This is a genomic window from Methylotenera sp., assembly GCF_013141425.1.
In the GTDB taxonomy this organism is placed as follows: Bacteria; Pseudomonadota; Gammaproteobacteria; order Burkholderiales; family Methylophilaceae; genus Methylotenera.
Genome location: NZ_JABFRA010000072.1, coordinates 1 through 21,368, shown reverse-complemented (window position 1 = coordinate 21,368; position 21,368 = coordinate 1). Strand labels below are relative to the sequence as shown.

Here is a 21,368-nt window from a genome sequence, read left to right as displayed (position 1 = left end):
CTAATCCCTTTAATGTAGGCTGGTTGTCCATCGCTTAATTTGCCATTTACGGTAAATCCAACTTTATTGCGGCCGATTGTTGCCAGATAGGTTTTCATGGCCAGCTTGCTGGCTAATCCAAAAGCATACGCGTAAGTGAAGTGCAGAAAAGTTTGCCTTTCATTTAACGGCGTTGCTTCAATCCATATCAGGTAATCACTCGTGCCCAAAGGCCCACTCGCCGCACTAAGTTCAACTGCAAAATAATCTGATGCTGTTGATACGTTGCGATAGTTTAAATCAATCCGATAAGCATCAGCCAAAGCCTGTTCAACCTTATTGCCAATATTCATGGTTAATACACGCTCGGATTTATTGCTGGCAGCATGGCAATATTTAACATTGATATGCAATATTAGGGCATCGCACCAGTGGTCCGGATTGTTCAACGCAGCATTTACTTTGTTGAATGGATAATCCACCACAGCGTAAATTTCACCTTTTAAATCATTTGGGTTTTCAATGGAATTTAGATAGAGTGGGCGATTAAATTGATTATTTTGCAGTTGAGTAGTTAATTCGGTGTATTTGCTGTTTAACTCGTTTGCCGCATTTTTTGTTTGAGCGGCAACACTAGTTTGATTGAAACAGGCGATGAAAAAGCACATAAAAAAAGCTGTGGCAGGTTTAAATATGCAGGCCTTAGATTGCCAAAAATTGTGTAAATTCTGATTCAGCATTTTAAGTTTTAAATTCATACGCTTAATTATAACCAGCGCGCCCATAATCGTGCGGCTTTCTCTTTAACTTTTGCGCTAAGTTTACGTTCACGCCATGCATCGAGAGTAATGAGTGTTGAAGACTCGAGGTCATTCTCGAACATGGTTTGCATTTGCGAAGCAAAATCTTGCCCAAGAATGACAGCATTCACTTCCTGATTATTGGTAAAACTACGCCAATCTAAATTAGTTGAACCAATAGTCGACCAGACGCCATCAATCATGGCCGTTTTGGCGTGCAGTAAGGCATTGCGTCGCTCATAGATTTTAATACCAGCTAGCAGAAGCTCATCGTAAAAGGAACGAGAAGCGTAATACACCATGACGGAATCTGTTTTCTCGGGGAGTAATAATCGAACATCGACGCCACGTTGTGCTGCCTCTTTTAGCGCGCTAAGTAATTGTGGGTCGGGGACAAAGTATGCATTGGTTAACGAGATTGCTGTCTCAGCGCTATTGATGGCGGAGAGCAAGGTGACATAAATCTGGCTATAGGCTTCTTCTGGCGAACTGCCGATGGCACGTACAACCTCGTTTCCCTGATTTTTTTGTTCGGGGAAGTAGTTTCTAGCCGCTAATTCTGGGCCATTCTGTTCAGTCCAAGTAGCCATAAAAAGTTTCTGGAATTCACTAACGACTGGGCCGTTGATGCGCAAATGCGTATCGCGCCATTGTTGCTCGCCTTTACTGGTTCTAGACTTGCCAAACGAACCGCTAGAATACACGCTGCTGATATTGATGCCGCCAATGAAAGCCGTTTGTCCATCAATTACGAGTAATTTACGATGGTCGCGCCGGTTCACATCCCAACCTTTACGTGCATAGAGTGGATTGATGGGATTGAACTCTAAAACATTTACCCCACTTTCGATTAATGGTACAAAAAACGTTTTTGGTGTAATGATTGAACCTACGCTATCGTAAATAAGATTAACCTGTACTCCGCCAATTTGTTTGCTGGTTAATAGTTTTGCAAAGCGCTGGCCAATTTCATCATTTTCAATAATGTAGGTTTCCATATTGATGCTGTCTTTTGCGTTATCGATGGCTAAAAACATTGCATCGTAAGTAGTCGGACCATCGATGAGCAGCTCCACTTTATTGCCCACAACCAGTGGGCTACCTACGATTTCAGCCTCCAGTGCTAAGTGTTTCTCGAAGATATTTGTTTCATCGCCATTTTTTTTCAGCTTGGCTAGTATTGCACTACTTTGTTTAGCGCTTAAGGCACCGTGCGCACCATCGAGTTGCACGGGATGATGCGATTGCATTGCCATGTCTGGCACCATTCTTGGAATTGAAGCGCAACCAGTTAAAACTGCCAAGCCTATGAATGTGACACATCGCAGCGTAGCGAATGTAAAGATGCTCAAACATTTCGTTTTTATGTACACAACATCACCCCAAGTTATTGTAAGGAGCTAATTTAAACGCTTGTAAACTTTTTATAAGCAACAACGTTTTAAATCATATCTATTTTATTTTTCTAATTTATCAATGCGACCAGTAAGTTAATCGTAGCTGAATTGTTAAAAGCTATATGTGCGTTAGCGCACTTATTGTTAGTTTTAAATACAAGTTTCCTTAGCATGTTGAGTCTATAGAAAAGTGCAATGACTGAGTGTTTATAGCATATGTGCGATAACGAACGGAGCAGTTTGAATTTGAACACTACGATGCAAGTTCTAAAGCCAGTTTACATGGTTACGCACGAACGCAATTTTATTGAAAGTAAACAGATTGGAGTGTTGATATGTTAAAAATCCGCAATGTATTTATATTAGCCGCGTTACTGTTCAGTTCTACATCGCATGCTGATGTGCAAGTTAGTGTTGGTATTGGCTTGCCGCATGTGAATATAGGCATTAATGTGCCAGCCTATCCTGAATTTGTGATTGTGCCTGGTTACCCAGTTTATTACGCGCCAAGCATGGAGGCAAATTTCTTCTTTTATGACGGATCGTACTGGGTCTATCAAAATGATAATTGGTATGAAAGCAATTGGTATAACGGCCCTTGGTGGTTAGTTTACCCTGAGGATGTGCCTCTGTTTATATTAAGAATTCCTGTGCGTTACTACCGCCTGCCGCCAACTTATTTCATTGGCTGGCAGTATGATGCGCCGCCACGTTGGGGCAATCATTGGGGCCGTGATTGGAGTCAGCGCAGAAGTGGTTGGGATAGATGGGATCGTCGCTATACGCCTGCACCTGCACCCTTGCCAGCCTACCAAAGACAATATTCAGGTAGCCATTACCCGCGACAAGTAGAGCGACAACGTGATCTGCATAATAAGAATTATGATTTTCAGGCTAAAGACCCTCAAGCGCGAGATCATAAGGAAAGGCAAGCAACGCCAAGACCACCGACCGAGCAAGGAAATCGCCAGAGGGATGATCGACAGAACGATAATCGCCAAGAAATTAATCGCCAAGAGCAAAACCAACGACCGTCTGAAAACAGGGATTCTAATCAGCAAGAGGATAGGCGTTCTGTATCGCCACAACATCCTGAACTGGCTCGGCCAGATGGAACTGACTCACCACGTTCACGGGCGCCTGAAGATGGAGGCGTAAGGCTAGAAAGACCACCTAATAGCAACGAAAAACAAAGGAATAATGAGAATAGCGCTTCTAGGCCACAACAAGGTCAAGAAGTGTTACAACGCCAGCAGAGTGAACCAAAAGTACAAAGCCAAAAAAACAGGCAGCAAAACAATAATCCGTCTAACAACCAAAATCGTTGGCAAGAAATAGGCGAAAGCCGTAATGAGCGAAACTAGAAATTTTGGGAATTTAATAAAATAAAAATTACTACTTAATTCAATTTGGAGATTCAATATGAAGCACTTGAACCTAGCATTAGTGATTTTAGCCACAACACTTAGTACCTCAGTACTGGCAGCAGATGTTGGGGTGTCTGTCAGTGTCGGTCAACCAGGCTTTTACGGCCGTATCGATATTGGCGATTACCCCTATCCGCAACCGCGAGTAATCTATCGTCAGCCTCGCGTTATCGAGCGTGTCTATGTTGAGCGAGAGCCTATTTACATGCGTGTGCCTCCAGCACATGCAAAATACTGGCGTAAGCATTGCCATCGATATAATGCATGCGGTGAGCGTGTTTATTTTGTACAAGATGGCTGGTATAACAACGAATATGCACCTCGATACCGGGAACATCATGGTGGTTATCAAGAAGACCGTCGTGACGACCATCGAGGCGGTGACTACCGGGATGATCATCGTGAAAAGAATAAACATGGCAACCGAGGCAGAGGCAATGAGCGCGACCGTGGACATTAAAATCTAACACTGCAACCTCTAAAAAATACCCCCATAAAATGGGGGTATTTTTTTGTCAGCTTGATTTTAATTCGCCTTACTAAATTACGTGAAGTTTAAAAAATACTCGCAATATGTGCGTTACCGTACGGAGTATTTATTCATAAAAGTCCATTCTTAGCTTACTTATGCATCTAGTTCAAATTGAAAAGACGCATTTTTCAGTACCTATTCAGGTCTAATTTAAAGGGAGTAACACGATGAAACAACTTAAATATTTATCTACCATTGTTGTGGCAGGTCTATTGGCGACCACACTTGGTTGTGCTTCAACAAGCAAGAACGAAGGCGCCTCAACCTCTAGCAAAGAAAGTACAGGGGAATACTTTGACGATACCGTGATTACTGCAAAAGTAAAAGCGGCAATATTAAATGACGAAACTTTAAAATCGTCAGAAATCAATGTAGAAACCTTTAAAGGTGTCGTGCAACTAAGTGGTTTTGTTAACTCCACTGCAGATATCAATCATGCCGTTGCTGTTGCCAAAGATGTTAAAGGGGTGATTTCAGTTAAAAATGATATGCGACTTAAAGTGAAGTAATCCACTTTTTACTTAATGAGGAGAATCAAAAATGCTTGAAACAATTGCAGTTATCTTACTGATTCTTTGGGTGCTAGGCCTTGTTTCGTCTTACACCATGGGTGGCTTTATTCACATACTTTTAGTTATCGCCATTGTTATGGTGTTGGTACGATTTATTGGCCGATAGTTTTACTAGTGCATGAAGATGCACTAGTAAAACAGTTCTATTGAAAATTAATCATGATAGGAGAGATGAGATGAACGCAATCAAGATGCTGGCTATTGTGCTGATTGTCGCTGGTGGACTTGGGTTGATTTACGGTGGGTTCTCTTACACCAAAGAAACTCATCAGACCAAAATCGGCCCGATCGAACTGTCAGTAAAGGATACAGAGCAAGTGAATGTGCCCATTTGGGCAGGCGTGGCGGCAATCGTGGCAGGTGCATTTTTGCTATTAGCGCGTAAATAACGCGCGATTTTTTAAAATGTAAGTCATTGATAACAAATCATATTAGATATATCAAAAAAATTACTAATACCAACCAAATAACTAGTACCAATCAAATAAATAGTGGAGATAAGCATGGATAAGTTTGCAGATCAGTTTAATAAAGACCATTTAATCAATGAATTTAAAGTTGTTGTAGCCGATGCTGAGGCTTTATTAAAAGCAACTGCCAATACTGGCGGTGAAAAGTTGGCCGAAATTCGCGCCAAAACTCAAGATTCACTGGGAATAGCAAAAGCGAAAATACTGGATGCGCAAAACGATGTGCTGGCAAGGTCAAAAGCAGCCGCTAAAGTTACCGATGTTTATGTGCACGAAAACCCATGGCGATCTATTGGACTGGCCGCTGGCGTTGGTGCAGTTGTGGGTTTACTAATTGGTCGTCGCTAGTTTTTTAATGAACCTAACAGCAAGAATTATTCTTAATTTTAATGCGCACAATGTGCGTTAACAGACGGAAAAATAAAGCTGGTCAATTTAATCTAACCATCACAAGACGAATAGTTAACAAGCAAATTGCTTATAACATTTGTTTTACTCTTGGCGGTAATAGTCCGTTATAAATCAATGAAAAAGGAATACAAATGAACTGGGATCAAATTGAAGGTAATTGGAAACAATTAAAAGGAAATGTTAAACAACAGTGGGGCAAGCTTACGGATGATCAGTTAGATGTGATTGCAGGTAAACGCGACCAACTGGCTGGAAAAATTCAGGAAGTATATGGCACCGCTAAGGATGACGTAGAGAAAGAACTGGCGCAATGGCAGGCTGAGCAAACCCATGCGAATTGGTGTGGCAAAGAGACCAAGCCTCATTAAAGTTTAAACAACCGCAAATCTCTTGCTTATCAATAAAATGAATCTCAACACTAAAATCTTAGCCATTACCTTATTTTTTGGTTTTGCATTTGTTGTAAGTGAAGATTTTAATCACTCGGCAGTGGTTGGTTCACAACGGTTAAATAAAACCGTTGTTACTGAATCTGCGGGAGTGAAAACAATCCTGATTGCATCCAAAAAAGAGTTGAAAGCGATTGCGCCAAATGATTTAAAACTGCCGAAAATTGCTACTCAACTCAAGGATAGATTTAATCAATCGAGCGCTATGCCAGTTATTGAGGAGCCAACTTCACGCTTTAGTAGGACACGTCAAATTTAGCGCTTATCAAGACTAATGGAATGGATTTTTTAATATCAGTTGCAAACTTACTAAAACTAACTGGTTAGGAATAAACATGAGTATAAGCCGCATTAATAGTGGTTGGACAGAGCTTAAAGGTCAAGCCAAGCCACACGAAGAGCATTTGGATATTCAGTCAGACGATAGAAATGATGCGCTGCATGGTGAGGTGACTGAAGCGCAAAAAACGTTTAGTGAAATTAAAGTGTTAGCTGACAGCCAACTTTCAGAGTTACAAGTGTTGTTAAAAAATATAGTCGATATTCGACACGTAATTCACCATCCTTCATATTCTCAAAAGTTGGATGTTATATAGATTCGGCGCAGTCGTATTCAAGCGTAATAGCTAACACAGTATTAGGAGATTAAAAATGTCACGAACAATGCAGGATAAGGTATCACACATTGCCACAGGCGATTTAGTTGGGCTCAGTGACATTCAGAGCTTGCGTGCTCGTGCCCGCAAGGATATTGAGGCTGGCGCAGTCACTTCTGGCTATGCTGCCAATAGAGAAGTGGTGGTTAAGCTTTTAAATGAAGCGCTGGCCACAGAATTAGTGTGTGTTTTGCGTTATAAACGCCATTACTTTATGGCAAAAGGCATTCATTCTGAATCCGTCAAAGCTGAATTTCTTCAGCATGCAAATGAAGAAATGGCTCATGCGGATAGGCTTGCCAAGCGTATCACTGAATTAGGCGGCGAGCCTGATTTTTCGCCCAATGGCTTAAGTGAACGCAGTCATGCCGAGTATATAACTGGAAACTCATTGAATGCCATGATTAAGGAAGATTTAATCGCGGAGCGCATTGCGATTGAAAGTTATCGTGAAATGATTGCCTACCTAGCCGACGCTGACCCAACGACTCAGCAGCTGCTCAAGGAGATTCTGGCGATGGAGGAAGAACATGCCGATGATCTAGCCTCACTGCTTGACAACATTCGACCTGAGATGACGGGTTTGGTGATGTAGTATTGCCAATAGTTAACTTTCATAAATGCAAAGGATAACGTCGCGATGAAATTAAAATTAAAATTTCTATTACCAGATATGAAAGCAGCGAATCAAGCACGTGACCATTTAATTTTAGCTAGCGTGAAAGAGGATTGTATCCATTTTGTGGCTAAGCCTAGTATTAACCTTGGCAATCTGCAAGCGGCGACTGCTTTAGAAAAAACCAATATCATTCATGAGGGTGAACGTGGAATTCTGATGGGAGCTGGCTTTGGCTTGCTAGCGGGCTTGTATGTGTTGAAGTTTCCCCCTTGGGTGACTAAGTCACCTCTTTGGTACACTGAATCGCATTGGTACGTGGTGTTGACGATTACCATTCTTATTGGAGCAATTTCCGTGGCACTGGGTGCAGCATTGCTTGGCGTTAATTTATTTAATTCCGATTTAAAACGCTACAAAAGCAGAATCGATGTGGGTGAGATATTGATGATGGTGACAGTGCCGTTTTATGAAGTGAATAAAATTCGTAAAATAATGAAGTCGCATCGACGTCAGATTATATAAACATAATTTTTACGAGCGTGCTCTAACGAACAGACCCCGCTTAAATTATGGAAGATACTACGATCAATGACAAAGACTTATCTAAGTTCTGTTATTAGAAAGTAGGCATTAATTCAGACGGCTATACATTTTGATATTTCAAAATAACAGTTCGTTGATAGCAGGTCGAAAAAATGAATTTTTCATAAAGAATTTTGTTAAATTAAGAGGTGATGTGATGAACAAACTATATAGATTTTCAATGATTTCCATTTTATTTGCTGTTTTAGTTGGTACAAGTGGATGCAGTGGTATGTCTACTCGCGACAAAAATACCGCCATCGGCGCTGGTGTTGGAGGCGTTGCAGGCGCGGTATTAACTGGTGGTGGTGCTTTGGGCACAATAGGTGGTGCTGCAGTTGGTGGTGTTATCGGCAATCAGATCGGTAAAGATAAGAAGTAGTATGAATGCTTTGACAAGCCGCACAGGTTATATGGCCTGTGCGGTTTTTTTATGCATATTTTTTAGGATTGCAAATGAAAGGGCGCATCAATTTTTCATCGTACTGTAATTGTAGATAATGATTCGCAATCTTAAATAATACGTTTCTTAATAAGTGATTATGTGCGACAGCGTACAGAACCAATTTTGACCTTACAGTAAGCTTAATCGACTGCCAAATTTGATTACCAAATCGAATTGGTTTTAATTATGAACGCTTATAAGGTTCGTATCTCTTCATTTTTTAAAAGGATTGATGATGAAAAATTCAATATTGTTGTCGGCATTAGTAGCTACACTATTTTTAACAGCATGCGATAAACCAGTAGTAGTAAACGTCCCCGCTGAAACAGTTGTAGTGCCTGGCCCTGCTGGTCCAGCGGGTAAAGATGGTGAATCAGGCACGCAAGGCATTAACGGTAACAAAGGGGATACTGGTGTTCAGGGTGATGCGGGTATTCAAGGAGATCAAGGCAATCAAGGTAACAAGGGCAATACTGGTGAGGCTGGTGAAAACACCACAGTCATTATTACCCCACCTGCAGAACCAGCACCTGCAAACTAATAATTTTTATTGATTTAAGGAGAGCATGATGAGTTTAGGAACAATACTACTGATAATTTTGATATTAATGCTGATTGGTGCTTTTCCGAGCTGGCCACATAGCAAAAACTGGGGTTATGGCCCGAGTGGTGGGTTGGGATTGGTGGTTGTCATACTGATTATACTGGTGTTGTTAGGCCGAATATAATAAGTCATGCAATGACAGATGTTAATTGTCATATAAAGATAATTCAGCAGCCTTTATGTTGGCTGTTGATTCTCTTATTGTTTCTCGCGTTATCAGCTTGTAGTTTAGCGACTAAAGTACCTATCTCGGCCAGCATAGGGCCAACCCCAACCTTACCATCACCAGATCCATCGTTAATTCCAACAGTACATATCGCACCTGCTATCGGTTGGGCACCTGGCGCAAGACCTATAGCCGCAAGCGGGTTAACTGTTATTGCTTTTATGCGTGGCTTAGATCATCCGCGCTGGTTGTATGTATTACCCAATGGCGATGTGCTTGTTGCTGAGACAAACTCGCCGCCTAAGCCGAATGATGGAAGAGGCATTAAAGGAAAGGTCATGAAGTCGGTGATGAAAAGGGCCGGGGCTGGTGTACCTAGCCCTAATCGCATCACACTTTTGCGTGATACCAATGGTGATGGGGTAGTTGATGTGCGCTCTGTACTGTTAATTGGCTTAAACTCACCCTTTGGTATGGCGCTTGTGGGAGACTTTCTTTATGTTGCCAACGCAGATGCCGTGGTTAAATTTCCTTATCACAGTGGCGATTTGCAAATTTCAGCTCCGGGTGAAAAGCTAGTTGATTTACCAGCAGGTTTGATTAATCATCACTGGACTAAAAACATTATTGCAAACTTAGAGGGTACTAAATTGTACGTTACGGTAGGTTCTAACAGCAATATTGCAGAAAATGGTATGGAAGCAGAAATTGACAGAGCGTCTATTTGGGAAGTCGACATCAAAACATCCAAACACCGCATTTTTGCATCTGGTCTGCGTAATCCGAACGGCTTGGCTTGGGAGTCTGAGAGTAAAGTATTATGGACGGTGGTGAATGAACGCGATGAGATTGGTCATGATTTAGTTCCTGATTATTTAACCTCAGTACAAGATGGCAATTTTTACGGTTGGCCTTATAGTTATTATGGGCGGCATGTGGATACGCGTGTGCAACCGCAGCAAGCGAAGCAAGTTGCCAAGGCAATTGTGCCAGACTATGCACTAGGTGCGCATACCGGATCTCTTGGGTTAGCAGCTTCGTTTGGAACCAGCTTACCTGAACGCTTTGCAAATGGTATGTTTATTGGACAGCACGGTTCGTGGAATCGCAAACCATTTAGTGGTTATCAGGTAATTTTTGTACCATTTAATGATGGAAAGCCATCGGGTATGCCCTTAGACGTATTAACTGGCTTTCTCAGTGATGATGGAAAGGCCTATGGTCGTCCCGTGTGAGTGGCATTAGATCAACAAGGTGCATTGCTAGTTGCAGACGATGTGGGTAATGTTATTTGGCGTGTAACGGCTAAAATGGAATGATCAGCAATAGATGAAAACTAAAAAAATAAAAAGTAGATATCAATTGAATTACAGGTTTGTAACATTCCTTACTTTTATCATTATTTCGTCTGCTGCCTATGCCGAAGATTCTAGCAACCTGAGTTGGTGGTCAGGCATTAAAGATTCTTTATCGCAAACCTGGCAATCACAAGACTACGAACTTTATATCCCCGTCAACACTTGGCATAACCGTAATTTCTACCCCAAAGAAAAGATTGATGCATTTAACGAGCGGCCGTGGGGTATAGGCGTAGGTAAATACCGTTTTGATGAGGAGGGCGACTGGCATGCGCTTTACGTGATGGCGTTTGAAGATTCTAACAATGCTATTGAGCCAGTGGCGGGCTATGCCTTTCAGAAAGTATGGCGCCCTGCAGAGGATGTACGTTTGGGCGCTGGCTACACGTTAGGGCTGACCATGCGCCAAGATATAAACTACATTCCAATTCCAGTGATTGCGCCAGTCTTTTCAGTGGCTTATAAGCAATTGGCGATGCAATCCACTTACATTCTTGGTGGTAATGAACATGGCAATATATTGTTTACTTGGTTACGCTGGCAACTAAAGTAACAGGCTGATTTTTTTTGATTGTTTGTTAAACTTGCATTCTGAAAAATAACAAAAACTCAATTTAATGATTGCCTCAAGAATGCTTAATATGCCCACTACCAATTTGCCTGTGCATCATCATAAGATGTTGCGTGCCATTGCCATTTTTGAGGCAGTAAAAGGATTCGCTGCGATTATAGCCAGTTTTGGATTACTCAGTTTTACGCATCAAAATATACGTCAAATGGCTGCTTTATTGGTTGGCTATTTTCATCTTGATGCAGATGCACATTATTTTAAAACGTTATTCGATTATACCGACCTGTTAAATAATGAAGATCTACGCGCACTGGTTTTACTGGCTTACGGCTATGCTGCGGTGCGCTTTGTTGAAAGTTATGGTTTGTGGAAAAAGTACGCATGGGCAGAATGGCTGGCAGCGGTTTCAGGCGCAATTTATTTACCCATTGAGGTTAGCCATCTAATAAAACATGCCAGTATATTGAATATTTTGTTGCTATCAACCAATGTTGCCGTTGTGGCTTTTATGATTTACCGGCTTAGATGGCGCCGTCTCACAGCATTACGATATTAGGTATCTTGTCGATATTGCTGATCAGACAATAAGCGATTCATTTCTTTTTTCACTACGGCATAGCACTCGCAAACGTGTTTCTCTAAGCCATTTCTATCCAATACCGAAATATGACCGCGTCGATAATTGATTAAGCCAGCGCGTTGCAAATTGCCTGCCGCTTCAGTAATGCCCTCGCGACGAACTCCCAGCATGCCTGCTACCAACTCTTGTGTAATGATTAAATCACTGGTCGGCATGCGATCCAGCGTTAACAATAGCCAGCGACACAATTGCTGTTCGACGGAATGGTGACGATTACAAGCACCTGTTTGCGACATCTGTGTCATCAGTGCTTGGGTGTATCGCAATAATAAGCCTTGCAAAAAACCGCCACGATCAAACTCTTGCTTCAGAATACGACGTTCAAGCCGATAGGCTTGGCCTGCTGTTTGTACCACAGCGGAACTTGAAGTGGTGTCGCCGCCCATAAACAATGAAATGCCAACCATGCCCTCATTGCCCACCCCCGCAGATTCTGCCGATGAGCCAGATTCCATCACATAATGCAGCGACACAATCGAGGTGGTGGGGAAATAGGCATGCTGCAATTGCATGCTAGGTTCATAGAGCATCTCACCTAAGGGCAGAAAAACTAGTTCTAAATGTGGTGCTAATAGCTCGAATTCGGCGGTGGGTAGCGCCGCAAGTAGATGATTTTGATTGGGATTTGGATTGTTCAGTTTAGCGACTTTGGAACTGCTAGGTATAGCCTCTTTTTGCATTACATGCGTTTGAAGTGAATTTTTTGCTATCGACATCATCGTTGACTGCTCTCACTAGCGAAGTATTTTCCAGTCAACTCAACGCCAATACCACGGTACCCAATAAACCTACACTGACTATCAAACATCGGCTCGCCACTAACTTGAAATCTGCGCTGGGAACCATCGGGGCTGGTGCGGTGAAACACAAAATCTAAAAATGGTTGCCTTGCAACAATTGTTTCTTGAAGTAGTTTACGCTCATCCTCATGCCAACCTGTTGAATCAATAGTATTTAGGCTTGAATCTGCAGGCAAAGAATCATTTTGAATGCCAAGCATCTCACGCACGGGGCCAGATACTTTTATGAACTTCATTTGTTCATCTTGCTCCCAATACCAGTCTGATGCAAGCTCTGTCAAACTACGATATCGCGCTTCGCTTTCACGCAGTTCTGCCGTGCGTTCTAGCACGGTTTGTTCTAATTCTTTGTTGTAATTATCGAGTTTTTTGTATAAAAGCTTCACTTCCAACATGTTGTGAATACGCGTTTTTACCTCAACCAAATCAAAAGGTTTACTGATAAAGTCTTTAGCACCAGATTGCAATGCGCGTAGTTTATGGTTTGGCTGCGCTGTCAGCACCAGTACGGGTAAATAGGCATCTTGTGCATCGATTTTTAACGCTTCCATGACCTGAAAGCCATCCATCTCTGGCATTTGCAAGTCGAGTAAAATTAAATCGTAATGATGTCTACTGTGCAAATCAGCCACTTCTTTTGGGTTGATTGTTGAACTGACCGAAGTATAGCCAGCGGCGCTCAGCAATTGCTCCAACAGGCTTAAGTTGGATTCCTGATCGTCCACAATCAGGATGCTAGCGTTAAGAATTTCTGATTCTTCAATCATGGTGCATTCTCCTTATAGTGCGATAATAGCCGCTTGTTCTTCTGAAAATTTTATTGCCAGATCTAATGTCGCCAAAAATTCTGCGACTTTGATTGGTTTGGTTAGATAACGAAAAAAGCCAGCCTCTAGGCCTTTTTCAATATCACGCGTCATGGCATTTGCACTCAGTGCAATAACAGGGATATGCGCTGTTTGTGGGTCATCGCTAAGCAAGTTGAACGCTTCAAAACCATTCAAACCAGGTAGATTGATGTCCATTAAGATCACATCGGGTAGCTCTGCACGTGCGAGTTTGACGCCTTTTCTTGCATTGATTGCGCTGATTAAGCGAATATCCGGACGACGGGCAATAATCTCCTCGACCAGCATGAGGTTTGCGGGATTATCTTCGACATAGAGTAGGGTATGTAAATGCACCTCGACTACGTTTGCAGCAATAGCTTGCTTTTCGTTAAGCGCTACTTTTGACGGATGTGCCTCGATTAACACTGCCTTTTCTGTGTTTAAATCGGCCAAGTCTGTTTTTATTAAACCTATTTCTATTAAGTCAAGTTCTATCCAAAACAGACTACCTTGGCCGACCAAACTTTCAACGCCGATTTTGCCATGCATTAAGTCAATCAGACGCTTACAAACCACCAATCCGATGCCAGTGCCTTCCTCTTTATTGTTTTGGCCAAGTCGATTAAAAGGCTGAAATAGTTGTGCCAGCTGGTCGCTAGAAAGCCCCGCACCCGTATCTTGCACGCTAATTCGCAGTGCGTTGTTATTGCTTAATGCGCAAACTACAGTCACCAAGCCATTTTCTCTATTGTATTTAATTGCATTTGATAAGAGGTTGATTATCACTTGTTTTATCCGGGTTCGATCACCTTTTACGCAATGTGCTACTTCAGAATAACTAAACGTCACGTCGATACCACGCTTTTGTGCCTGAGGCTCAATCATCGCCTCACATTCGAGCAAGAGATCTTTCATGAAAACGGGCTCAAGTGATAGCGACAGTTTGCCAGACTCAATCAACGCTAAATCGAGCACTTCATTGATTAACTCCAGTAGATACCAACCTGCTTTAAGAATCTGATCGATACTTTTCTTTTGATCTGCCGTTGGTTGTGGCGTTCCAGATTCTATTAATTGTGCAAACCCCAAAATTGCCCCAAGCGGGGTGCGTAACTCATGGCTCATGCTTGAGAGAAAATCCGATTTAGCCAGATTCGCTTTATCTGCGATTTGTCGAGCACGCTCTAACTCGGCATTCTTCACTTGCAGAGTTTGGTCGAGTAAGCTGCGCTCCGCTTCAATTTGCTTGCGTACAGTATTGTCAATACCAATTAACAGGTAACCAATAATGTTGTTAAGGTCGTCACGTAAGGCGGTTACTGAAACCATCGCAGGTAATCGGCCTCCATCTTTTCGAATATATGTCAGTTCATAAATATCTTCAATGCCACGCGAGGCTTTAAATACAAGCGCCTCAAAGCCAGGTTTAATTGTAGTATTGAGTTCAAGGCTTAATGTTTCAGCACGTGCAATTATTTCTTCAGGGTCGGAAATTTCCGCTGGCGTGACCTTGTTCATTACATCTGCCGCAGAATAGCCCAACATGTGTTCTGCACCTACATTGAAAATTTGAATCACACCCTTGGCATCGGTGGCGATGCTGGAAAAATTTGCGCTATTAAAAATGGCGCGCTGTAATGCCCCAGACTTGACCAGCGCTTCCTCTGCCTGTCTTCGTGTGCTAATGTCGCGCAAGATACAGGTAAAGTAGCGTACTTTACCCAACCACATTTCACTCACGGCAATTTCTAAAGGGAAAGGGATATTGCCTTTACGCCAACCGATCACTTCGCGACCAAGGCCGACGGCACGTGCTTCATCGCTCGCACTGTAATGCGCTAATGAGCCATTACGTTTTTCTTGATCCAACTCTGGCACAAGCTCACTAAAGTTTCGTCCGATAAGTTCCTCAGTGCTAAAGCCAAACATTCGTAAAGCGGTTGGGTTGACCGTCTCAATAACACCGTCCTGTGCATGTAAGGTGATGATGCCATCGGCGACCGTATTGAGTATGGTTTGAATTTGCACCGAAGAGTCATGCAACGCCTGTTGAACTGCGTACTCCTTCGTAACATTGCGAAACACAAGCACCGCACCAATTACCTGCCCATCGCGGTCACGTATTGGCGCACAGCTATCCGCGATGTCGCATTCGCTACCATCGCGAGCAATGAGTACCGTATGATTAGCGAGCCCTTGTATTGTGCCATGCGAAAGGGTTTCCATCACTGGAATCATTGCGGCTAAACGATTCTCTTTATTGATGATCGTAAATACCTCAGCAATGGGGCGTCCGGCAGCCTCTTTAACGGACCAGCCAGTTAATTGCTCTGCAAGTGGATTAAGTAGCATTACACATGCCTCAGCGTCGGTAGTGATAACCGCATCGCCAATCGAATTAAGCGTCACCGCGAGCTTTTCTTGGCTGTCCTGTAAATTAGTGTTAACTCTCTGCAGTTCTTTATTGGTTTTCTCCTGAGTTTCAAGTAAATGTTGCGTTTCGACATGCACTAAATTCTTAAGCTTTTGTTGGGATTGCCGATAGATCATATAAATAAAGGCTGAAGCTAGTAGTGACCAAACTAAGCCAGCAATCATAATGAGGTTAAACATGCGACGCATATTTGATTGTAGCGTTGCGTCCTTTTTTGCCATTTCGTATTGTTGAATTTTCGTAAATGCCAGCATCTCAGCACGAATTAAATCCATCAATTGCTTGCCTTTACCTGTACTGATTTCTGCGGTCATTGCAGTAATACTTGTGTTGTTGCGTAAATCAATAAGACGTGACAATTCCAGCATTTTTGCATCTATCAATGGCGTTATCGCTTTTAAATGAATATCCGCCAACTTGTTGGAGTTAATTTTTTTTAGATGATTTAGGTTGTCGCTTATAGTGTTACGCACGGCTAAATAGGGCTGCAAAAAAGTTTGATCCCCCGTCAATAAATAACCGCGCTGACCGGTTTCCGCATCTTTTAATGAAGAGAGCAGGGCGTTAGCCTCTGCCAGTATTTCAGCATCATTCCTTCGTGCATCGGCGGTCGATTGAATCTGATTAAACGACCAGATTGAGACTGTTACCCCTACCAGCACTAACATGGCCGCCAGTGCAATAAAGTAACTATATCTGTGTAAATTTTTCAAGTAAATTGAACCTATTTATAAGCAATGTTTCGCATGACTGGAGGGCACATGAGATGTCGGTATTTTTATGACTAACTTTGCCACAAGAGTTGCTTTGCGCGTACCAACCTTAGATTTGAAGTGCCTAAGCGATAACTGTGCTAAACGTGATTGAGGTGTATTTTAAAGTATAAAGTTTTCCCAATACCCTTATACACGCTAAATGAGCATTATGTTTAGATTCTTTACAAACAGTTAACGATTCTGCTCATTAATCGCTGCTAAATAACCAAGTCTAGAGATAATGCAGAAGAATCAATTGTGTATCTGTGCGATAACACACATAACTATGTATTTAAATAGAATTAATCTATTTCTTTTATTTATTTGCCAGAGGCTTGTGTTAGTTAGCGCACATACAAAAATTGCGAATCAAATGATAATGAGATGTTGAGCCGTTATTTGATGGCTTTGTTATGATAAGGACTGTAAAAATGATAATACGCAAAAAATTATTGATTCTAATAACGGCTTTTTTAGGCATTACAATGATTACTGCTTGTAATAAACCGCAAGAAGCGTCTAGTCAATTTGAGCCAGTTGCCAGTGCGGAAATTAATATTCAAGATGACGAAGTGACTGCAAATGTTAAAAAGGCATTACTACTAGATGATAAAGTAAAAGGTTTTGATATCATGGTTGTTACTACTAAAGGGGATGTTCGCCTTACTGGAGTTGTTGATAATCACAATCAGATTGACTATATAGATAAGTTAGTTCGAAATGTTAAAGGCGTACATAGTATTCATGATGAGCTGGTTGCTAAAGTCAAATGAGTTGTGTAAATTCCTATGAATGTAAATTTTAGATATTAAGGGGCAATAAAATGGGTTTGCAGAATACGAATGAACGTTATGGATCATTATCGATTGGCCTGCATTGGTTCATGTTATTGTTACTTATAGCGGTTTATGCTTGTATTGAATTACGTGAGTTTTACCCCAAAGGTAGCGACCCGCGCGAAGCCTTAAAAACTTGGCATTTTATGTTGGGCTTAACTGTGTTTGTTTTGGTATGGGTACGCATTTTTGCCAAGATTTCTGCGCCCATTCCACGAATCACCCCAGAACCTGCTACGTGGCAGAATTTTTTAGCTAAATCAGTACATCTTGCGTTGTACTTATTGATGATTGCTTTGCCCATGCTCGGCTGGTTGTTACTTAGTGCTGCCGGAAAGCCCATTCCATTTTTTGACTTGGAATTACCTGCACTTATAGCAAAAAATAAAGAAGTCGCTGATCAAATCAAAGAAATACACGAGACTGGTGGCACAATCGGTTATTTCCTTATCGCCTTACACGCATCGGCGGCTTTATTTCATCATTATGTGGTGCGAGACAACACCTTGTTGCGCATACTTCCTAAGCGAAAATAACATCCAACGAATCAAATTAATTGGTTTAATAGTTACTATGGAATAAGCATGCATGCTGTTTAAAGTTGTCGAAGAAATTACTGAGTTAGTCTTAATCGTTGCAAGTATTTATTTAATTTTAGGTTTCTATGTGCGGCGCTATCAACCGCAGTGGTCTGAATCCTTGGATAAACGACGCTTAGTAACACTATTCGTATTTGTGTTGCTTGTCACGGCCATTAAAGTAAGTGAAGATGTACTAGGTGGTGAATCAGGGACTGTCGACACGGTAATCTTACTTTTTGTGCATAGCCATGTGCCCACTGCCGCGGTTGGTTTCTTTGAGGTAGTGACCTATTCTGGTTCTGCCATGGTTTTATTTCCGCTTACCATTCTCGCAACTGTAGTGTTTTTATATACAAACTACCGCTATGAAGCGCTGCTGGTGGCAAGCTCCTCCATTTGTGGGGCGGCGGTAATCTACTATATTAAAATGCTGGTTAACCGTAATAGACCTGCGTTGTGGGATACTGCATGGTATTGGGGTTCAAGTTTCCCTAGTGGTCATACGCTAGCAGTTGCAGCATTTGCTACCTCTCTGGTGCTTTGCCTGAGGCGTGTCTGGCCAGCAGCACAAAGTTGGGGGCTTACACTTGCGGTGTTATGGATATGCGTAGTTGCACTATCAAGATTAGTGATGGGGGTACACTGGCCTACCGATGTGTTAACGGCAGCCTGTATTGGCGCATTCATCCCTTTGGCTATTAATGCTTTAGTTACTTTACGTGGTTCTAAACGTGTGAATTTATAACTTTAATCTCTGAGAGATAACGCGCAAACAAAAAGTGCCTTAACATTTTTTAATGCTAAGGCACATCGATTTATTACGTTAACATTTACTTTCTATCGCGATCGTCATGTTTGTCACCGCGATCATCTCTGTGTTCATCACGTCGATTGTTGCGGCTATTATCGTCTCGATGCCCTCGATCTCTTCCATAGCCATCATCATGAACGCCAAGATAGCAACTACTTAACCCAAGCATCGAGAAGGTTAAGGTGACGAGTAATAATTTTTTCATGACGAATCCTTTTTTAAATTAATTAGCGCGTCTTAATACAAAGCAAATACGCATTATTTATGCTCATTGGCTTCATCTTTAACGGCTTTTCCACCTTTTTCAATGTCTTGACCTGCACCAGCAATGGTATTGCAGCCGGTGATGCTAACAGCCGTGCCAATAATAAAAAATGCAGTGAGCAGCGACACAAATGTATTCTTAAACATAATTAATCTCCTGAATTAAAAGCAAATTGACTTTATTGAGCTTATTCTTTTTTAAGTAATAAGCTATTTTCAACAGATTTTACGCCTTCAATATCGGCTGCAATCTTCCCAGCTTGTGCAATTTGGTCTTCAGTTTCAACAAAACCACTTAGCAATACAACGCCATGATTTGTTTTAACGCTTACTTTTAAGCTTTTTAAGCTTTCATCTTTTAATAAGCTACCTTTTACTTTTGACGTAATAACACTATCTTTAACCACGCGTTTTACCGTTTTCTTTTCAGCGTTTGATTTGTATTCTGTGTATTCTTGCTCATCTAGCGTGCCATCGGTGTCTTTGTCAGCAACATTAAAGTGTTTGGCAAATAATTTTTCTTTTCCGGCTTCGGTTTTAGTTAAGGTGCCGTTGTTGTCAGCATCTAAACCCTTGAAAGCAGTGGTGTAGCCGGAATCACCGACATCATCTAATGCAAAAGCTTGTGAACTCATTGCCAAAGCAATAAGTAGGATGGATGATTTAAATTTTGTATAATTTTTCATGGTGTGTTCCCTCGTTGATAATGTAAAAATTGAAGTGCATGGTTAGAATAGGTTGCAAGGGGTAATACAGTCTGTGCGCTAACTAACATAGCCTACTAAAGCACATGAGTTAAAAAGAATGACATTAAATTGCTTGAGATTGCACTTCATCAACGCTTGCTTCTGTGTCCGCCTCTAGATTTTTCCAGTTGAGATACACATTGGTGCCACGGTGGTTGGCAATAACAACATTTCTTAAAATTGTGATGCCATTGTGTTGCGCACTAATTTTATAGCGTCCATTTTCAAGATGTAAAAACAGCATTGGCCCACCATCTGCGATATTTAATTTTACGTTGTCATTTTTATCTGTTACGGTAATTTGAGCATTCGTAATTGACTGCCCTGGCTTACCTTCTGATAAATAAAGTCGTAAATTAAAGCTACCAGCTTTAGACCTTATTTCTGAAGATTCTTCTTGGCCGATACCGCCGTTCAGGTAGGCGACTTCACTAATATTTTGAGTGCTTTGAGCATTTTCAGCTTCCGCATAGGCGCTATTATTTATTGATAGAAATGCAATCGAGCTAATAACACTAGCTAGTAAAAGTTTAGTGGTGTACTTCATGATGGTCATCCTTGTAAATAAATAGTAAGTAGCAACACGCTATAAGCGATTACCTTAAGAAAAGCGTCTCAGTAAAACGCGCTAAACTTCACTATTCAAGATAGACCTTTGGGCTAAGGTGTTCTGTACGATGTCGCACATAGTAGGGAAATATTTGCATGAGTAGGGTTTAGACCGAATTGCTAAACGCCTTTAGATTTACTTATGTGGTGTAGTGCGAAATATTAAATATTCAGGCAGAATGAAAGCAACTTCTGCCAAATAGTTTATGCCTGCCAAACCCCAAAGCCAGCACTTCGCAAGTCAACGCCAATTTCAACTTCAAGCTGAGTAGCTTCGTCGTAACTTACTGGATTAAAACCTTCATAGAGATCAGGCAATAGTCGCAGGCCATATTGCTTAACGTATCGGTTAGACTGAATACCCGCCTTGTGCTTATCAAAACGCACATCAGGGTCCAAACCTGTCATACCGACATAAACACAAGGCTTGCCCGAAATGTAATTTGGGTTGCATTTCTTGAATTTACCTTCAAAGAGAACATCCTTGGATAACTCGATGACGTAAACGTTGTGATGCTTATGGCGAGGCATGTTTTATGAAAACAGCTCAATCTTCATAAGATTCATACGCATCACGTAATTTTGCGTTAATGGCATCAATGTCGTCATCAATAGGCTGATTCTGTTTAGTTACTATGTTTGCTTGCGTATCCACTTTACCAGAAGGGTGGGCGGGCGCTTGTATTGGTGCGTTTGTAAACCATTTTTCAAATGGTGCCGCTTCAACACCTTGCGGTACATACCAATGCTTCGCTTCGGCGTTCCAGCGTGCCCCAAGGGCTTTGGCTTGATCTTTCTCGTTAAAAGGTACTTTTAGACTAATGTTAGTTGTTGCAATCATATGTTTCCTAATGTTTCAGCTCATGCGTTTGGCAAAGACAAATAAAGACTTTCAACTGTTGAGTTGCACTCAGAATTGACCCACCTAGCGATATAAATTGCATTAGAAATTGACCCACGTACCGATACTATTCTGCTCAACCTATGAGCAGGAGAATGGGAGTGATCACCGTGGAACTATTAA

Annotated in this window: 31 protein-coding genes; 20 read left to right on the top strand and 11 right to left on the bottom strand. The window is 41.7% G+C overall.

Features of this window, described 5'->3' with window-relative positions; translation table 11 throughout:
- Together HOO90_RS06265 and cls are read right to left on the bottom strand one after the other, a co-directional pair.
- Window positions 1–737 (bottom strand): hypothetical protein (locus HOO90_RS06265; protein ID WP_292840953.1); only part of this gene is annotated, 737 nt, incomplete at its 3' end.
- A gap of 8 nt (window positions 738–745) precedes the next feature.
- Entirely contained in the window at window positions 746–2,035 is a 1,290-nt protein-coding gene (gene cls, locus HOO90_RS06260; RefSeq protein WP_292840950.1) for a cardiolipin synthase, read from the bottom strand.
- A gap of 476 nt (window positions 2,036–2,511) precedes the next feature.
- Between cls and HOO90_RS06255 the strand changes: the two genes are divergently transcribed.
- The 17 genes from HOO90_RS06255 (at window position 2,512) to HOO90_RS06175 (ending at window position 11,594) form a co-directional block, all read left to right on the top strand.
- Window positions 2,512–3,540: a hypothetical protein gene (locus HOO90_RS06255; RefSeq protein WP_292840947.1), complete on the top strand. Its 1,029-nt coding sequence runs from the start codon at window positions 2,512–2,514 to the stop codon at window positions 3,538–3,540.
- Window positions 3,541–3,598: 58 nt separating this feature from the next.
- On the top strand, window positions 3,599–4,063 hold the full coding sequence (locus HOO90_RS06250; RefSeq protein ID WP_292840944.1) for a hypothetical protein: 465 nt from the start codon (window positions 3,599–3,601) through the stop codon (window positions 4,061–4,063).
- 239 nt (window positions 4,064–4,302) lie between these two features.
- Window positions 4,303–4,644, top strand: a complete 342-nt coding sequence (locus HOO90_RS06245; protein ID WP_292840941.1) for a BON domain-containing protein — start codon at window positions 4,303–4,305, stop codon at window positions 4,642–4,644.
- Window positions 4,645–4,675: 31 nt separating this feature from the next.
- Window positions 4,676–4,813, top strand: coding sequence for a lmo0937 family membrane protein (locus HOO90_RS06240; RefSeq protein WP_292840938.1), 138 nt, complete (start codon window positions 4,676–4,678; stop codon window positions 4,811–4,813).
- A gap of 70 nt (window positions 4,814–4,883) precedes the next feature.
- The gene (locus HOO90_RS06235; RefSeq protein WP_292840935.1) at window positions 4,884–5,096 is read left to right on the top strand and encodes a hypothetical protein; all 213 of its coding nucleotides are present in this window, start codon (window positions 4,884–4,886) and stop codon (window positions 5,094–5,096) included.
- Window positions 5,097–5,210: 114 nt separating this feature from the next.
- Complete coding sequence (locus tag HOO90_RS06230; protein WP_292840932.1) at window positions 5,211–5,525, top strand: DUF883 family protein; 315 nt, start codon at window positions 5,211–5,213, stop codon at window positions 5,523–5,525.
- Window positions 5,526–5,719: 194 nt separating this feature from the next.
- Window positions 5,720–5,956 carry a CsbD family protein gene (locus HOO90_RS06225; RefSeq protein ID WP_292840929.1) on the top strand — a complete coding sequence of 79 codons (237 nt, stop codon included), beginning with the start codon at window positions 5,720–5,722 and terminating at the stop codon, window positions 5,954–5,956.
- Window positions 5,957–5,978: 22 nt separating this feature from the next.
- A complete protein-coding gene (locus tag HOO90_RS06220; RefSeq protein ID WP_292840926.1) occupies window positions 5,979–6,296 on the top strand; it encodes a hypothetical protein in 318 nt (105 codons plus the stop codon).
- A 76-nt stretch (window positions 6,297–6,372) separates the two neighbouring features.
- Entirely contained in the window at window positions 6,373–6,633 is a 261-nt protein-coding gene (locus HOO90_RS06215) for a hypothetical protein (RefSeq protein WP_292840923.1), read from the top strand.
- Between the two features lie 55 nt (window positions 6,634–6,688).
- Window positions 6,689–7,288, top strand: coding sequence for a DUF892 family protein (locus tag HOO90_RS06210; RefSeq protein WP_292840920.1), 600 nt, complete (start codon window positions 6,689–6,691; stop codon window positions 7,286–7,288).
- Between the two features lie 45 nt (window positions 7,289–7,333).
- Window positions 7,334–7,834, top strand: a complete 501-nt coding sequence (locus HOO90_RS06205; protein WP_292840917.1) for a hypothetical protein — start codon at window positions 7,334–7,336, stop codon at window positions 7,832–7,834.
- 217 nt (window positions 7,835–8,051) lie between these two features.
- Window positions 8,052–8,276, top strand: a complete 225-nt coding sequence (locus HOO90_RS06200) for a glycine zipper 2TM domain-containing protein (RefSeq protein ID WP_292840914.1) — start codon at window positions 8,052–8,054, stop codon at window positions 8,274–8,276.
- Between the two features lie 298 nt (window positions 8,277–8,574).
- Window positions 8,575–8,880, top strand: coding sequence for a hypothetical protein (locus HOO90_RS06195; RefSeq protein WP_292840911.1), 306 nt, complete (start codon window positions 8,575–8,577; stop codon window positions 8,878–8,880).
- Window positions 8,881–8,908: 28 nt separating this feature from the next.
- Window positions 8,909–9,067 carry a DUF3309 family protein gene (locus HOO90_RS06190; RefSeq protein ID WP_292840907.1) on the top strand — a complete coding sequence of 53 codons (159 nt, stop codon included), beginning with the start codon at window positions 8,909–8,911 and terminating at the stop codon, window positions 9,065–9,067.
- Between the two features lie 11 nt (window positions 9,068–9,078).
- A complete protein-coding gene (locus HOO90_RS06185; protein WP_366928746.1) occupies window positions 9,079–10,344 on the top strand; it encodes a sorbosone dehydrogenase family protein in 1,266 nt (421 codons plus the stop codon).
- Between the two features lie 127 nt (window positions 10,345–10,471).
- Complete coding sequence (gene pagP / locus HOO90_RS06180) at window positions 10,472–11,020, top strand: lipid IV(A) palmitoyltransferase PagP (protein WP_292840905.1); 549 nt, start codon at window positions 10,472–10,474, stop codon at window positions 11,018–11,020.
- 88 nt (window positions 11,021–11,108) lie between these two features.
- On the top strand, window positions 11,109–11,594 hold the full coding sequence (locus HOO90_RS06175; RefSeq protein WP_292840903.1) for a DUF2127 domain-containing protein: 486 nt from the start codon (window positions 11,109–11,111) through the stop codon (window positions 11,592–11,594).
- Here HOO90_RS06175 and HOO90_RS06170 read toward each other — a convergent pair.
- Genes HOO90_RS06170 through HOO90_RS06160 form a run of 3 tightly spaced genes read right to left on the bottom strand, consistent with a single transcriptional unit; the run spans window position 11,591 to window position 16,455 of the window.
- Window positions 11,591–12,358, bottom strand: a complete 768-nt coding sequence (locus tag HOO90_RS06170) for a Crp/Fnr family transcriptional regulator (protein WP_292840956.1) — start codon at window positions 12,356–12,358, stop codon at window positions 11,591–11,593. The two genes, HOO90_RS06175 and HOO90_RS06170, sit on opposite strands and share 4 nt — an antisense overlap.
- A 35-nt stretch (window positions 12,359–12,393) precedes the next feature.
- Complete coding sequence (locus tag HOO90_RS06165; RefSeq protein ID WP_292840900.1) at window positions 12,394–13,245, bottom strand: response regulator; 852 nt, start codon at window positions 13,243–13,245, stop codon at window positions 12,394–12,396.
- A 12-nt stretch (window positions 13,246–13,257) separates the two neighbouring features.
- Window positions 13,258–16,455: a PAS domain S-box protein gene (locus HOO90_RS06160; protein ID WP_292840897.1), complete on the bottom strand. Its 3,198-nt coding sequence runs from the start codon at window positions 16,453–16,455 to the stop codon at window positions 13,258–13,260.
- Between the two features lie 473 nt (window positions 16,456–16,928).
- Here HOO90_RS06160 and HOO90_RS06155 point away from each other — a divergent pair, with 473 nt between their 5' ends.
- From HOO90_RS06155 to HOO90_RS06145, 3 genes are read left to right on the top strand one after another with little or no spacing between them, the layout of a single operon-like run.
- Window positions 16,929–17,270 (top strand): BON domain-containing protein, encoded by a 342-nt coding sequence (locus HOO90_RS06155; RefSeq protein ID WP_292840894.1) that lies wholly within the window; start codon window positions 16,929–16,931, stop codon window positions 17,268–17,270.
- A 50-nt stretch (window positions 17,271–17,320) separates the two neighbouring features.
- Window positions 17,321–17,869, top strand: a complete 549-nt coding sequence (locus HOO90_RS06150) for a cytochrome b (protein ID WP_292840891.1) — start codon at window positions 17,321–17,323, stop codon at window positions 17,867–17,869.
- 52 nt (window positions 17,870–17,921) lie between these two features.
- Window positions 17,922–18,659 (top strand): phosphatase PAP2 family protein, encoded by a 738-nt coding sequence (locus tag HOO90_RS06145; RefSeq protein ID WP_292840888.1) that lies wholly within the window; start codon window positions 17,922–17,924, stop codon window positions 18,657–18,659.
- An 85-nt stretch (window positions 18,660–18,744) separates the two neighbouring features.
- On the opposite strand, the gene HOO90_RS06140 is transcribed toward HOO90_RS06145, so the two are convergent.
- The 6 genes from HOO90_RS06140 to HOO90_RS06115 form a co-directional block, all read right to left on the bottom strand.
- Window positions 18,745–18,930, bottom strand: a complete 186-nt coding sequence (locus HOO90_RS06140) for a hypothetical protein (RefSeq protein ID WP_292840885.1) — start codon at window positions 18,928–18,930, stop codon at window positions 18,745–18,747.
- Window positions 18,931–18,983: 53 nt separating this feature from the next.
- Window positions 18,984–19,136, bottom strand: coding sequence for an entericidin A/B family lipoprotein (locus HOO90_RS06135; protein ID WP_292840882.1), 153 nt, complete (start codon window positions 19,134–19,136; stop codon window positions 18,984–18,986).
- Window positions 19,137–19,177: 41 nt separating this feature from the next.
- Entirely contained in the window at window positions 19,178–19,675 is a 498-nt protein-coding gene (locus HOO90_RS06130; protein ID WP_292840879.1) for a BON domain-containing protein, read from the bottom strand.
- Window positions 19,676–19,799: 124 nt separating this feature from the next.
- Complete coding sequence (locus tag HOO90_RS06125) at window positions 19,800–20,282, bottom strand: hypothetical protein (RefSeq protein ID WP_292840876.1); 483 nt, start codon at window positions 20,280–20,282, stop codon at window positions 19,800–19,802.
- Window positions 20,283–20,548: 266 nt separating this feature from the next.
- Complete coding sequence (locus tag HOO90_RS06120; protein ID WP_292840873.1) at window positions 20,549–20,875, bottom strand: hypothetical protein; 327 nt, start codon at window positions 20,873–20,875, stop codon at window positions 20,549–20,551.
- 16 nt (window positions 20,876–20,891) lie between these two features.
- On the bottom strand, window positions 20,892–21,185 hold the full coding sequence (locus tag HOO90_RS06115; RefSeq protein ID WP_292840870.1) for a DUF5710 domain-containing protein: 294 nt from the start codon (window positions 21,183–21,185) through the stop codon (window positions 20,892–20,894).
- Window positions 21,186–21,368 lie beyond the last annotated feature (183 nt).